The sequence below is a fragment of the Massilia pinisoli genome (genome assembly GCF_024753285.1).
Lineage (GTDB): Bacteria > Pseudomonadota > Gammaproteobacteria > Burkholderiales > Burkholderiaceae_D > Telluria > Telluria pinisoli.
Map to the genome: position 1 here is coordinate 318386 of NZ_JANUGW010000004.1, position 13394 is coordinate 331779.

Genomic DNA, 13394 nt, shown 5'->3' on the forward strand with positions numbered 1-13394 from the left:
TATGCAACGGATGACGCATTCCCCGCATTTCAAGCAAACATTCCCCGCTTGTCCCACAATGCGCATGACAGCACCACCGCTTTCAAGAACGCATACAGAACCCACCATGCTCACCGAACGTATCGACTTCCCCGGCCCGCACGGCAAACTCTCCGCCAAGCTGGACGCCCCCGACGGCACCCCGCGCGCCTACGGCATCTTTGCCCACTGCTTCACCTGCAGCAAGGACGTGTTGGCCGCCACGCACATCGCGCGCGGTTTAGCAAGCCACGGCGTGGCCGTGCTGCGCTTCGATTTCGCCGGCCTCGGGGCCAGCCATGGCGATTTCGCCGACACCAATTTTTCCTCGAACGTCGAGGACCTCGTCACGGCCGCCGATTACCTGCGCGATCATTTTGCGGCGCCGCGCCTACTGATCGGCCACAGCCTCGGCGGCGCGGCCGTGCTGGCGGCGGCCCAGCGCGTGCCGGAAGCGCGGGCCGTCGTGACGATCGCGGCGCCCAGCGACCCGCACTACGTCGTGAACAAGCTGCTGTCCGAACACCTCGACACGATCGCCCGGGAAGGCGAGGCGCGCGTGAAGCTCGCGGGGCGCGATTTCAACATCCGCCAGCATTTCGTCGAGGACGCGGGCAGCCACCAGCTGCACGACAAGATCGCCACGCTCGGGCGCGCGCTGCTCGTGATGCAGGCGCCGCAGGACGACACTGTCAGCATGGACAACGCCACCCGCATCTTCGAACTGGCGCAGCATCCGAAAAGCTTCGTGTCGCTGGACGGCATGGACCACTTGATTTCCCGGCGCGAGGACGCGGCCTATGTCGCGGGCGTCATCTCGGCGTGGAGCGCGCGCTACCTCGGACCGGGAGCGGCGCATGCGTGACTTCGAACGGCGGCGCGACCGCTTCGACTTCTTCGACCGCATGGAAAGCCCCGCGGTGAACCTGTGCTTCACGCTCGACGTGCCGGATTTCCGGCCCTGGTGCAAGGCGCAGGAGCTGGCACCGTTCCACGTGATGCTGTGCGCCGTCCTGCGCGCCGTGCTGAAGGTCGAGAATTTCCGCTACCGCATCGTGGACGGCGAGGTCATTCGCATCGACCGTCTCGTGCCGTCGTTCACCGTGATGAACCAGCACGGCGACCTGAATTTCGCCCAGTTCGACTGGACCGACGACGTGCGCGAATTCGTCGCGCGCGGCCAGGCGGCGCGGGAGCAGGCCTCAAGCATGACGGAATTGAACATCAAATACCGCACGATGTCGCCGCGCGACGCGAAGGACCAGGTGTTTGTCACCTGCATGCCGTGGCTCGATTTCACCTCGATCCAGCATCCGATGGCGTCACTGGCCACACCCGACATCCCGTCGCTGGCCTGGGGCCGTTTCCGCGACGGGCCCGACGGCCTGCAGCTGCCGTTCTCCGTGCAAGCCCATCACGGCTTCGTCGACGGCTGGCACATCCACTTGCTGGGCCGCCAGGTGGCCGCCGAGCTGGCGGACATCATCCGCTGACGCCCGCCGTTCAGTCGCCGCCACCGCCACCGCAGCTGCCGCCACAGCTACTACCGCAACTGCTGCCGCAATTGCTGCCGCAGCTGCAGCCGCCGTGGCTCGCGCTCCCGCTGTCGCTGCCGGCGTCGCTGCTGCCAAACGAGAGGTCGCCGATGCCGCCGCAGGAACTGCCATCCGTCGCGGTGTCGCGCCGGCGCAGGTGGGCTGCGAGGAGTGCACTGTCGACGAGGCCCGCCGCGTACAAGGCCGTCAGCGCGAGCTCGGGATGCGGCGTGGCGCGCCACATGCCGCGTCCCCGTTCGTTCAGCCGCGCATAGTGGATCTCGCCGGCCCGGTTCCAGTATCCGTGCCCGCCCGGCATGCGCAAGGCGCCATCGAGGCCGAACAGCGCGGGCAGGCGTAAGCTGCCCGGCTTGACGCCATCGTGCGCGCAGCAGGTCGCGAACGTGTGGAGGAGGGCGCCGTCGGCCAGCGCCGCCCGTTCGACGTGCGGCACCGTCGTGCCGAAGTGGCGTCGGCAAAATATCTCCAGCGAGATCGGGTTCCAGCGCAGCCAGGCGTGCCACACCGAGTCGGCCGCATCGGAGGGCAGGGCGCACGGACGGTCGCTGCTTCCGACCGCGTCGAAGAACCGCAGCAGCCCTTCCGCCGCGCGGACATAAAAAAAGGCATCCGTCCGGATGCCTTCGTATTCGCGCGGCGCGCTCGCGCGCCAGTAACTCTCCAGTCCCGCCGGCAGGTCCGCCAGCGCGGCCTGCCAGGGTGACGTGCGCCGCAGCCGTGCGGCGCGCAGTGTGTTCAGCCATCCCATTTTGCCTCCTGGTCGTGTTGTTGTCGGCACCTTCAACCTAGCAGGCTTTTATGACAGGATGATGACTTACCGCAGGGCCGCGAAGATCGCCTCCAGCCGGTCCTTCGTGCCCGGAATGCGCTCCAGGCGCGGGTAGCGCAGGCCGTCGCGGTAGTCGAGTGCGATCGTGCGCAGCACGCTGCCCTTTTTGATCAGCAGGCGAATGGGCTTGCCATCCTTCGCCTCCTTGATCGCTGCCTTCAGCAACTCCGGCTTGTAGACGCGATCATTGACGGCCATGACGGTCGAGTTGGCGGCCAGGCCCGCGCGGAATGCCACGCCGTCCCATACGACGTTGCGCACGGCGCCGTCCTGCGCGACCGAGAAGCCCAGCGAATACGTCAGGTCCAGCGCCTTGTTGCGTTCCTCCATGCCTTTCACGTAGTCCGTCGGCGTCTCGGTGTAGACGAGCTTCCAGCCGGCGCGTGCGAGGCCGTCCAGCGGGGCACCCGGGCCGTGGCCGTCCAGCTTCGTGCGCAGGAATGACGCCCAGTCGTACGGCTGCACCTTGTTCAGCGTCGCGACGACGTCGTCGAACGTGTAGAACGCGGGCAGGTGGCTGCCGTTGTTCACGCCGTAGAAGGCACGGGCGAAATCGTCCAGCGAGCGCCTGTCGCCGGACATTTCGCGGATGCGCATGTCGACGTCCAGCCAGATCAGCATGCCCTCGACATAGTAATCCTCGCTGCGCTGCCAGTTCGCCCAGCCGAGCGGGCGGCGCGCGTTCATGATCGGATCGTAGACGGTGTCCTGCACGGTGCGCCACGCGCGTCCGGCCACGCTGTCGTAGCGCGCCGCGCTCGCGGCCAGCGCGTCGCGCGCGCCCGCGGGCGAGACGAGGCCGGAACGCGCGGCCAGCACGTTGCCCCAGTACTGGGTCTGGCCCTCGTACACCCACAGCAGCTCGTTGTCCATCGGGGTGTTGAAGTTGGGGACGTTCTGGCCGGCCGGGCGGCGGAACTTGCCGTCCCACGAGTGCGTGTACTCGTGCGGCAGCAGCTCGCGTCCGGCCTCGCCCTTCGCCCACTCGGTGAAATAGCCCGGCTTGATGCCGTTCTCGCTGGACTGGTGGTGCTCGCGGCCGATGCCGCCGAATTCGTCGGACAGCGCGAGCAGGAAGTCGTAGTGGTCGTAGTGATACGAACCATACAGTTTATACGCTTGTTGCACGAGCGCGCGGTGCGGCGCGATCTGCTCGGGCTTCGCTTCCAGGCTTTCCGGCGTGTCCGCAAAGACGTTCAGCGTGACGCGCACCTTGGCGCCCGGGTCGAGGTCGAAGCGCTTGACGTAGCGGCCCGCGAACAGCGGGGAGTCCATCAGGGTCTCCAGGTCGCTCGTCTTGAAATGCACGTCGTCGCCGGCGCGGTTGTCCGTCTCCAGCGCCGTTGCATACTGCCAGCCCGCGGGCAGCTTGAGGTTCGCCTGCACGTTGACGCCGCGCGCGACGTAGCCGGCCGGGTACAAGGTCGTCGAGATCCACTGCACGCCCAGGATGTCGTCCGTCATCGTGATGCGGCCCTGGCCAGTATCCAGCGGCGACAGGTACTGGTAGTCCGCTTCCAGGGTGGTGGCGCCTTCCGGGACGGTCAGGTGGAACGCGTACACGTGCAGCGGATCGCGCGTCCACGCGACGGGCTTGCCGTTCGCCGTGAACTTCAGGCCCGCCAGCTGCGTGATCGGGCCGTTCGGGCCGTGGTTCGCGGGCAGCCATTGCGGATACAGCAGCGTGAGGGGGCCGGGCTTCACCGGGATCGTCATGTGCATGCGGAAGATCTGCTGCGACAGGTCGGTCGCGTCGACGTTCAGCACCATGGTGCCGGGGTAGGGCTGGTCGACGGGGGCAGGTACGTCGGCACGGGCCGGGAAGGCCAGCGCCAGCGCGAGCGCGGTGGCCGAAACGGTGGAAGCGAGCTTGAAGATCGACATGGCTGAAAACCTGGGGAAGAGACGCAAACGGCCGAGTGTAGCACCGCGCGCGACACCGGCATTCCGCCGGGCAGCGATCCAAACGAAATTTTAAAAATGGCCAATAAAAAGATATTTTGTACGGCTTGAAAACACGGCAGGGGGCCATTAGATTGGTTCCAGCGGATGCTCATGAGAGGTCCGGCAACTTATCGCTTGTACTTTTTAAAGGATATCGAATCATGCGTACTTTTGACCTGTCTCCCCTGTATCGCTCCGCAATCGGCTTCGACCGTCTGGTGAACCTGCTCGAGCAACGCGCCGAAAGCGCGCCGAGCTACCCGCCGTACAACATCGAACTGGTTTCGGAAGACAAATACCGCATCGTGATGGCGCTCGCCGGCTTCACCCGCAACGAGATCGAGATCACGTCCGAACGCGACACCCTGCTCGTCACCGGCCGCAAACAGAAGGACGACGTGCAGCGCACCTTCCTGCACCGCGGCATCGCCCAGCGCGATTTCGAACAGCGCTTCCAGCTGGCCAACCACGTGAAGGTCGTCAGCGCCGGCTTCGACAACGGCATCCTGACCATCGAACTGGTGCGCGAAGTGCCGGAAGCGTTCAAGCCGCGCAAGATCGCGATCGCGGACGCCAACGGCAACACCGACAACGTGCAGGTGCTCGAGCAACCGCAGCAACAGCAGCACGCCGCGTAATCGCGTCGTCACGTAACACGTAAAAAAGGCGCTTCGGCGCCTTTTTGCATTTACGGTAGGGTGGACGGCTTGCCGTCCACGCGTTCAACACGCGTTCGATTTGCCGCGGCTTGTTCAACGTCGCCGAACGCGTGGACAGCGGAGCTGTCCACCCTACGGGATGCCGCTGCTTCCCGAAAATTAAGGGATGTCTAAGACTGCTGCGCCAATATACTTCCTACGAAAAGAGCAGTTTTCGAATCCACTTTTTCCAATCTAGGAGCACGTAAATGCATAACGAAGGTGCCGTTACTGCCATCACCGCAAAACGTCTCACGCTGGCCTTGATCGTGGCCGGTGTCATTGGCGGAGCGGTGGGCGCGATCGCAGTCGAACACAATAACGCCACGGCTGCAGCCGCCGCAGCGGCCACCGCGCCCGTGGCAGCAAGCCCCGCGCCCGTAGCGGCCACGCCCGCGCCCGTGGCGGGCAATCCGGTCGGCGTGGCATTGCCCGACTTTACCCAGATCGTCTCGCACAACGGCCCGGCCGTCGTGAACGTCCGCGTCGTCGGCACGACCAAGGTGTCGCAGCGCCAGATGCCGCAGTTCGACGAGGACGATCCGTTCTTCGAATTCTTCCGCCGCTTCCAGCCGCAGCAACCGCGCGGCGGCGGCCGCGGCGAACTCGTTTACGGCGCCGGATCGGGCTTCATCGTCAGCCCGGACGGCGTCATCCTCACCAACGCGCATGTGGTGCGCGATGCCGACGAAGTCACGGTCAAGCTGCAGGACCGCCGCGAATTCCGCGCGAAAGTCCTCGGCTCCGACCCGAAGACCGACGTCGCCGTCCTCAAGATCGACGCGAAGAACCTGCCCGTCGTCCCGATCGGGAACACGCGCAACCTGCAGGTCGGCGAATGGGTGCTGGCCATCGGTTCGCCGTACGGCCTCGAAAGCAGCGTGACGGCCGGCGTCGTGAGCGCGAAAGGGCGCTCGCTGCCGAACGATCCGGTGCCGTTCATCCAGACCGACGTGGCCGTCAACCCCGGTAACTCGGGCGGTCCGCTGTTCAACACGCGCGGCGAGGTGGTCGGCATCAACTCGCAGATCTACAGCCAGACGGGCGGCTACCAGGGCCTGTCGTTCGCGATCCCGATCGACGTGGCCGTGCGCATCAAGGACCAGATCGTCGCCACCGGCAAGGTGCAGCACGCCAAGCTCGGTGTCGTGATGCAGGACGTGAACCAGGCCTTCGCCGATTCGTTCAAGCTGGAGTCGCCGGACGGCGCGCTCGTCGCGAACGTGGAACGCGGCGGCGCCGCCGACAAGGCCGGCCTCAAGGCGGGCGACGTGATCCGCAAGGTGAACGGCCAGTCCATCGTCGCCTCTGGCGATCTGTCGGCCATCGTGTCCGTCGCGAAGCCGGGCGACAAGCTGGGGCTGGACGTCTGGCGCGACGGCAAGATCATGCACCTGAACGCCACACTGGCCAATGCGACCGACAAGGGAGATCCCATCGGTCGCGACACCCTGGCCAGCAAGGATAGCGGCGCCAAGCTGGGCCTCTCGCTGCGTCCGCTGGACCCGGTGGAACGCCAGCAGGCCGGACTGCCGGCGGGCCTCGTGATCGAGGACGCGGGCGGCGCGGCGCAGGCGGCCGGCGTGCAGCCGGGCGACGTCCTGCTCGCGGTGAACGGTCGGCCGGTGACGTCGGTGGCGCAGGTGCGCGACGTCGTGGGCAAGTCCTCGAAATCCGTGGCCTTGCTGATCCAGCGCGGGGATGAGAAGATCTTCATCCCGGTGCGGATCGGCTAAGACGTTACTGTCGTGTCGTACCGGCAGGGTTTGTGAAAATCGGGAGATGGAATGCGGCTGCTGCTGGTGGAAGACGATACGATGATCGGCGAAGTGGTGCTCGACCTGCTGCGGGCCGAGCACTACGCCGTCGACTGGGTCAAGGACGGCGAGATGGCCGACACGGCCCTCATGCAGAACCAGAACTACGACCTCGTCGTGCTCGACCTGGGCCTGCCCCGCAAGGACGGGCTCGAGGTCTTGCGCGCGATGCGCGCGCGCAAGGACCGCACGCCGGTGCTGGTCGCCACGGCGCGTGACGCCGTCGCCCAGCGCATCGCCGGGCTCGATGCCGGCGCGGACGACTACGTCCTCAAGCCCTACGATCTCGACGAAATGCTGGCGCGCATCCGCGCGCTGCTGCGGCGTGCCGCCGGGCGCGCCGAACCCGTGTTCGAATACAAGAACATCTCCGTGAACCCCGCCACGCGCGAAGTGCTGGTCGACGGCCAGCCCGTCGTGCTGTCGGCGCGCGAATGGGCTGTGCTGGAAGCGCTCGTCGCGCGTCCCGGCGCCGTGCTGTCGCGCGCCCAGCTCGAGGAAAAGCTGTACAGCTGGCGCGACGAAGTGTCCAGCAATGCCGTGGAAGTCTATATCCACGGCCTGCGCAAGAAGCTCGGCAGCGACTTGATCCAGAACGTGCGCGGCGTGGGTTATATGGTCCCGAAGGTGTGAGGACCGCATGAAAATGAAGGTCACGCATTCCCTGCGCGGGCGCCTGCTGTGGTTCCTGCTGGCGGCGATCACGATCGCGGCCGTCGCGCAGGCATCGATCGCCTATCGCACCGCGCTGAACGACGCCGACCAGATCTTCGACTACCACATGCAGCAGATGGCGTTGTCGCTGCGCTCGCGCGCGCCGCTGACGAGCGCCGACGACGCGAACGGCGACGCCCCGATCAGCGGCAACGACGATCTCGTCGTGCAGGTATGGTCGCCGGACGGCGTGCGCGTGTTCCGCAGCGCTTCGCACGCGCACCTGCCGCAGCGCGCCGTGCTGGGCTTTTCCAACGTGCGCGCGAACGGCACGACGTACCGCATCTTCTCGATCCAGACCGACACCCAGACCGTGCAGGTCGCTCAGGACCTGGCCGTGCGGCGCAGCATGGCGAGCAATCTCGCGCTGCGCACCCTGGGCCCCATCGCCGTCATGATGCCGATCCTGATGCTGGTCGTGTGGTGGGTCGTCAGCGGTTCGCTCGAACCCGTCGCGCGCGTGCGCAAGCAGGTGGCGTCGCGCCAGGCCGACGATCTGTCGCCCGTGTCCGAAGCGGGCTTGCCGGACGAGGTGCGTCCGCTCGTGCAGGAATTGAATCTGCTGTTCGGCCGCGTGCGCACGGCGTTCGACGCCCAGCAGCATTTCGTGGCCGACGCCGCGCACGAGCTGCGCACGCCGCTCGCCGCGCTGAAGCTGCAGGTGCAGAGCCTGGGGCGCTCGGACAGTCCGGAGGCGAAGCGCGTCGCCGTCGGGCGCCTGACGGCCGGCATCGAACGGGCCACGCGCCTCGTCGAGCAGCTGCTCGTGCTGGCGCGCCAGGAAGCCAGCATGGCGGGCGGCGCGCCGCGCCAGAACGTCGACATCGCGGGCGCGGCGAAGCGCGCCGTGGCGGAACTGGCCAGCGTCGCCACCGCCAAGGGCATCGACCTGGGCCTGCAGCGCGCGGACGCCGCCGCGATCGAGGGGCAGCCGGACGCGTTGATGATCCTGCTGCGCAACCTCATCGACAATGCGATCAAGTACACGCCGCACGGCGGCACGGTCGACGTGTCGGTGACAGTGGAAAATGGCGCCGTACGCGTCGCCGTGGAGGACAGTGGCCCCGGCATCCCGCCGGCCGAACGCGAGCGCGTGTTCGACCGCTTCTACCGCGTGCCGGGAAGCGACGCGGCCGGCAGCGGGCTCGGTCTCGCCATCATCAAGTCGATCGCGGAGCGGCATGGCGCCACGTTGGCGCTGGGCGAATCGAAGCGGTTGGGTGGGCTGGAAGCGACGGTCACCTTTCCGATGTGACGTTTGTGATGTGTCGGCGTTACGCGTGGGCTCAGCCTACGTAGCGCGAAGCGAAAATGATGTTTCCGGCGTAGGGTGGACGGGTTCCCCGTCCACGCGTCCAACCAGATCGGGGATGAACGACGACATCATTCAATCATGCGTTGATTGAACGCGTGGACGGCGAGCCGTCCACCCTACAGTGCCTGTGCGATCAGAACTTGTGCGACAACCGCGCGAAGTACGCCGCGCCGTTCAGGCCGAACTGCACGCTCTCGTACTTGAAGCCGTTGTCCGTCTCGTCCGGATTCTGCTGGGTCGGATGCACGTTGAAGATGTTCGTGCCGCCGACGGTCAGCTTGGTCTTCTCGGTGAACGCCCACGTGAACGCGAGATCGGCCGACGTCTTCGACTTGTAGTACTGGTCCGGCACCGGCGGGCCATCGAACGTGCCCAGCGTCTGCGGGCCGTAGTGGATGATGCGGAAGTCCGTTTCCAGCTGGCCGAGCGTGTAGTCGAAGTCCAACGTGGCCTTGCGGCGCGGGCCGCCCTGTTCGATGAACAGGCGCTCGCGTTCGGACAGCAGCACGTCTTCGTGGCCGACCAGCGAGGCCGGGGCGTGCACGCCCGTCACTTCGGTCTTGCTGAAGTTCATGGCGAGGTAGGTGTTCAGCTTGCCGCCGCCGAGGCTCGTGCGGTGCGACGCCGTCAGGTCCAGGCCCTGCGTGCGCGTGTCGACGGAGTTCACGAAGAACTGCGCCTGGCCCACGCCCAGGTTCTGCAGGATGGCGCCGAGAGCCGGGTAGTTGTCGGCGTCGAAGCGGCCCGACAGCACGATGCGGTTGTCGATCTGGATGCGGTACAGGTCGGCCGTGACGGAGACGTTCTTGGTCGGCGTCCACGTCGTGCCCAACGTGTAGCTCTTCGATTTTTCCTCGTGCAGTTTCGGGATGCCCGCCGCGTTGGCGACACGGCCGCCGTTCGGTGCGAGCACGACGTCGGTCGGCACGCCGGCGACGAAGTCCGTGAACGTGGACGAGAAGTAGACCTGCTGCAGCGACGGCGCGCGGAAGCCCGTGCTCGCGGAGGCGCGCAGCAGCACGTCGTCCGTGGCCTTGAACGCGGCGGCCAGCTTGCCCGTCGTCGTCGAGCCGAAGTCGGAATAATGCTCATGGCGCGCGGCGGCCTGCAGCTTCGTGCGCGGGGCGATGTCCGCTTCGAAGTCGATGTAGGCGGCCGTGCTGTGGCGGTCGCGGTTGGCGGCGTCGCCCGGCTGGAAGCCCGGGAAGCCCTGGCTGCCGGCGTTGCCGCCGATGCCCACGCCGTCGGCGTCGCTGTACGAACCCGGCTCGCCCGCGAAGATCTGGTAGTTCTCCTTGCGGTATTCGAAGCCAAATGCGGCGTTCAGGCCGCCGAGGACGTCGTCGTAGAAGCGGCTGAAGTCGGCGTTGGAGGTCAGCTGGCGGAACGAGAAGCCGCCGGCGTCGAACTGCGACGGGCTCACGCCCTTGCCGCCGTTGATCAGGTCCAGGTTCGCGATCGACGCATTGAGCGTGTGCGAGATGTTGTAGCGCATGCGGTTGTAGCCATAGGTCTGCGAGAAATCGCTGGCCCATTCGCCGATGCGGGTGCGGTAGCCGATGATGCCGTAGCGGTCGTCGATGTCGCCGTTGATGAACGGGACGAAGCCGCCCGGGTACATGGCGGCCGAGTTACGCGACGGGATGTCGTCCGAACCGATGCCGCCGCGCGCCCATGCCGCGGACGACGCGTCGCGCGTCTGGGCGCCGGCCGTCAGGTACAGCTTGCCCGGACCGACGGGGAATTCGCCGTTCACGTACACGGTCTCGTTCTTCGACTTGGTGTCGCCGATGATGCGCAGGCTGCCCGGGTCGGAGCGGTTGGAGCGGCCGCGGTCGTAGTATTCACCCGTGATGCCCAGCACGCCGTCGGCGACGGCCACGCCACAGTACGCGGACGCCAGCCAGTTCTTGCCGTCGTGTTTCGAGTATTCGCCGAAGCCGGCCACGGCCTCGCAGCCCAGGTCCTTGCGCAGCTCGATGTCGAGGACGCCGGCGATGGCGTCCGAGCCGTACTGTGCGGCGGCGCCGTCGCGCAGCACCTGCACGTCCTTGATGGCCAGGGTGGGCAGCGCGTTCATGTCCGTACCCGTGTTGCCGCGGTTGCGCGCGCCGAACAGGTTCACGAGAGCCGTCGTGTGGCGGCGCTTGCCGTTCACGAGCACGAGGGTCTGGTCGGAACCGAGGCCGCGCAGGGCGGCGGAGTCGATCAGGTCGGCGCCGTCCGCGCCCGTCTGGCGCGTCGAGTTGAACGACGGCGAGATGTTCGCGAGGGTCTGGGCAAGGTCGAACTGGCCGCTTTGCTCGGCGGCCTTCGTCAGCGGGATGTAGTCGACGGGCACCGGGGTATCGGTGGACGACGTGTTGCCGACGCGGCGCGAGCCGACGATGTTGACGGTCTGGACGTTGTTGTCCAAAGCGACGGTGCCCGTTGCATTTTGTGCGAAGGCGGCCGGCGCGAGGGCCAGCGCCGCGCTGCCGTACAGGCCGAGCAGGACAGACTGGCGGATCGTTGTAAGTTTCAAGGGGTGGGCTCCGTGGGAAAAATTGCATATTAAAGAATTTCCATGTAAGCAACCATTGAACGTCTCATAAGTACAACAGGGAACGATTACAATGCGGTCACCCATCGACAACCAGAAGGAAAACAGGATGAGCATGCTCCCGCTCCCCACCTATGATGATGTCGTCCAGGCCGCCGGACGCATCGCCGGCGTCGCCAACCGCACGCCGGTGCTGACCTCGCGCACCGTCGACGAGGCCTTCGGCGCCCAGGTTTATTTCAAGTGCGAGAACATGCAGCGCATGGGTGCGTTCAAGTTCCGCGGCGCCTACAACGCGTTGATGAAGTTTTCGCCGGAGCAGCGCCGTGCCGGCGTCGTCGCGTTCTCGTCCGGGAACCATGCGCAGGCCATCGCGCTGTCGGCGAAGCTGCTCGGCATCCCGGCCACGATCGTGATGCCGCAGGACGCCCCCGCCGCGAAGGTCGCCGCCACGCGCGGCTACGGCGGCAACGTCGTGCAGTACGACCGCTACACGCAGGACCGCGAGCAGATCGGCCGCGACCTCGCGCAACAGCACGGCCTTACGCTGATCCCGCCGTACGACCATCCGGACGTGATCGCGGGGCAGGGCACGGCCGCGAAGGAATTGTTCGAGGAAGTCGGCCAGTTGGACGCCTTCTTCGTGTGCCTGGGCGGCGGCGGCCTGCTGTCCGGTTCCGCGCTGTCCACGCGCGCGCTGTCCCCCGATTGCCGCCTGTACGGCGTGGAGCCGGAAGCGGGCAACGACGGCCAGCAATCGTTCCGCAAGGGCGAGATCGTGCATATCGACACGCCGCAGACCATCGCGGACGGCGCCCAGACCCAGCACCTGGGCAACCTCACGTTCCCCATCATCCGGCGCGACGTCGACGACATCCTGACGGCCACCGACGACGAACTGCTGCAGTGCATGCGCTTCTTCGCCGAGCGCATGAAGATCGTCGTCGAGCCGACGGGCTGCCTCGGGTTCGCGGCGGCGCGGCGCATGAAGGATGAGCTGCGCGGCAAGAAGGTGGGCATCCTCGTCAGCGGCGGGAATGTCGACCTGGCGAAGCTGAGCGGTTTTTTGGCCGGCTGAAATTTTTTTGAGGGATTGTCGATTCGGTGATGTCCCGCTCGTCGTAGGGATGTGGCATCCACTTTCACCCTTACCCAACACTCAGGAGGCATCATGAACAAGCAGATCTTCGTCAATCTGGCCGTCAAGGACCTGAACAAATCCAAGGCATTCTTCGAGGCGCTGGGCTACACGTTCAATCCCCAGTTCACGAACGAGAGCGGCGCCTGCATGGTCATCGCGGACGGCAGCATCTACGCGATGCTGCTCACGGAACCGTTCTTCAAGACGTTCGTCGACAAGCCGCTCGTGCAGGCGAAGGAAGCGACGGAAGTCCTCGTCTGCCTGAGCTGCGAGAGCCGCGACGAAGTCGACAGCCTCGTCGCGAAGGCCGTCGCGGCCGGCGGCCGGGCGCCGCGCCCGCCGCAGGACCACGGGTTCATGTACGGCCACGGGTTCGAAGACCTCGATGGCCATATCTGGGAACTGGCCTGGATGGCGCCGCAGGCCTGACTAGTCCATCGAGTGCAGGCCGATCATGTTGCCCTCGGTATCCTGGACGAGGGCGATGTGGCCGTACTGCCCGATCGAGAACTTGTCCTTGAAGATGCGCCCGCCGTTTGCCGCGGCGCGCGCCGCTTCGACGGCGCAGTCGGCGCAGCTGAAATACACGATGACGCTGTTGCCGCCGGCCTTGAAGCCTGGCATCTGCACGAGCGAGCCGGCCGCACCGCCGTCGTTCGGGTCGCCCCGGAAAGCCCACATCTGCAGGTCGGACGTCGCCGCGTCGCCTTCCGCGCCGAGGCGCTCCAGCGTTTTTTCGAACACGGCTTCGTAGAACGCGCGGGCGCGCGTCATGTCGTCGACATAGATTTCGAACCAGCCTACCGCATTTCTCGACATC

The 13394-nt window shown here is 66.3% G+C and carries 12 protein-coding genes; 8 read left to right on the forward strand and 4 right to left on the reverse strand.

Annotated elements, in window-relative coordinates; genetic code table 11:
* The first annotated feature begins 106 nt into the window (after positions 1-106).
* Both NX784_RS07790 and NX784_RS07795 read left to right on the forward strand, forming a co-directional pair.
* Positions 107-883, forward strand: a complete 777-nt coding sequence (locus NX784_RS07790; RefSeq protein WP_258816086.1) for an alpha/beta hydrolase family protein — start codon at positions 107-109, stop codon at positions 881-883.
* Positions 876-1511 (forward strand): CatA-like O-acetyltransferase, encoded by a 636-nt coding sequence (locus NX784_RS07795; protein WP_258816087.1) that lies wholly within the window; start codon positions 876-878, stop codon positions 1509-1511. The genes NX784_RS07790 and NX784_RS07795 overlap by 8 nt, the downstream gene beginning before the upstream one ends.
* A 10-nt stretch (positions 1512-1521) precedes the next feature.
* On the opposite strand, the gene NX784_RS07800 is transcribed toward NX784_RS07795, so the two are convergent.
* Positions 1522-2322 carry a UCP032817 domain-containing protein gene (locus NX784_RS07800; RefSeq protein ID WP_258816088.1) on the reverse strand — a complete coding sequence of 267 codons (801 nt, stop codon included), beginning with the start codon at positions 2320-2322 and terminating at the stop codon, positions 1522-1524.
* 66 nt (positions 2323-2388) lie between these two features.
* Positions 2389-4287, reverse strand: a complete 1899-nt coding sequence (locus NX784_RS07805; protein ID WP_258816089.1) for a M61 family metallopeptidase — start codon at positions 4285-4287, stop codon at positions 2389-2391.
* 221 nt (positions 4288-4508) lie between these two features.
* On the opposite strand from NX784_RS07805, the gene NX784_RS07810 reads away from it, so the two are divergent.
* The 4 genes from NX784_RS07810 (at position 4509) to NX784_RS07825 (ending at position 8831) form a co-directional block, all read left to right on the forward strand.
* Positions 4509-4985: an Hsp20 family protein gene (locus tag NX784_RS07810; protein WP_166861343.1), complete on the forward strand. Its 477-nt coding sequence runs from the start codon at positions 4509-4511 to the stop codon at positions 4983-4985.
* 269 nt (positions 4986-5254) lie between these two features.
* Positions 5255-6781: a Do family serine endopeptidase gene (locus NX784_RS07815; protein ID WP_258816090.1), complete on the forward strand. Its 1527-nt coding sequence runs from the start codon at positions 5255-5257 to the stop codon at positions 6779-6781.
* 51 nt (positions 6782-6832) lie between these two features.
* On the forward strand, positions 6833-7495 hold the full coding sequence (locus NX784_RS07820) for a response regulator (RefSeq protein ID WP_166861347.1): 663 nt from the start codon (positions 6833-6835) through the stop codon (positions 7493-7495).
* A 13-nt stretch (positions 7496-7508) separates the two neighbouring features.
* Positions 7509-8831: an ATP-binding protein gene (locus tag NX784_RS07825; protein WP_258816162.1), complete on the forward strand. Its 1323-nt coding sequence runs from the start codon at positions 7509-7511 to the stop codon at positions 8829-8831.
* 193 nt (positions 8832-9024) lie between these two features.
* Here the strand turns inward: NX784_RS07825 and NX784_RS07830 are convergent, their stop codons facing one another.
* Complete coding sequence (locus tag NX784_RS07830) at positions 9025-11415, reverse strand: TonB-dependent receptor plug domain-containing protein (RefSeq protein ID WP_258816091.1); 2391 nt, start codon at positions 11413-11415, stop codon at positions 9025-9027.
* Positions 11416-11542: 127 nt separating this feature from the next.
* Here NX784_RS07830 and NX784_RS07835 point away from each other — a divergent pair, with 127 nt between their 5' ends.
* Together NX784_RS07835 and NX784_RS07840 are read left to right on the forward strand one after the other, a co-directional pair.
* Positions 11543-12511: a threo-3-hydroxy-L-aspartate ammonia-lyase gene (locus NX784_RS07835; RefSeq protein WP_258816092.1), complete on the forward strand. Its 969-nt coding sequence runs from the start codon at positions 11543-11545 to the stop codon at positions 12509-12511.
* Positions 12512-12604: 93 nt separating this feature from the next.
* The gene (locus NX784_RS07840) at positions 12605-13003 is read left to right on the forward strand and encodes a VOC family protein (protein ID WP_258816093.1); all 399 of its coding nucleotides are present in this window, start codon (positions 12605-12607) and stop codon (positions 13001-13003) included.
* Here the strand turns inward: NX784_RS07840 and NX784_RS07845 are convergent, their stop codons facing one another.
* Positions 13004-13393 carry a VOC family protein gene (locus tag NX784_RS07845; RefSeq protein WP_258816094.1) on the reverse strand — a complete coding sequence of 130 codons (390 nt, stop codon included), beginning with the start codon at positions 13391-13393 and terminating at the stop codon, positions 13004-13006.
* Between the last annotated feature and the right edge of the window lies 1 nt (position 13394).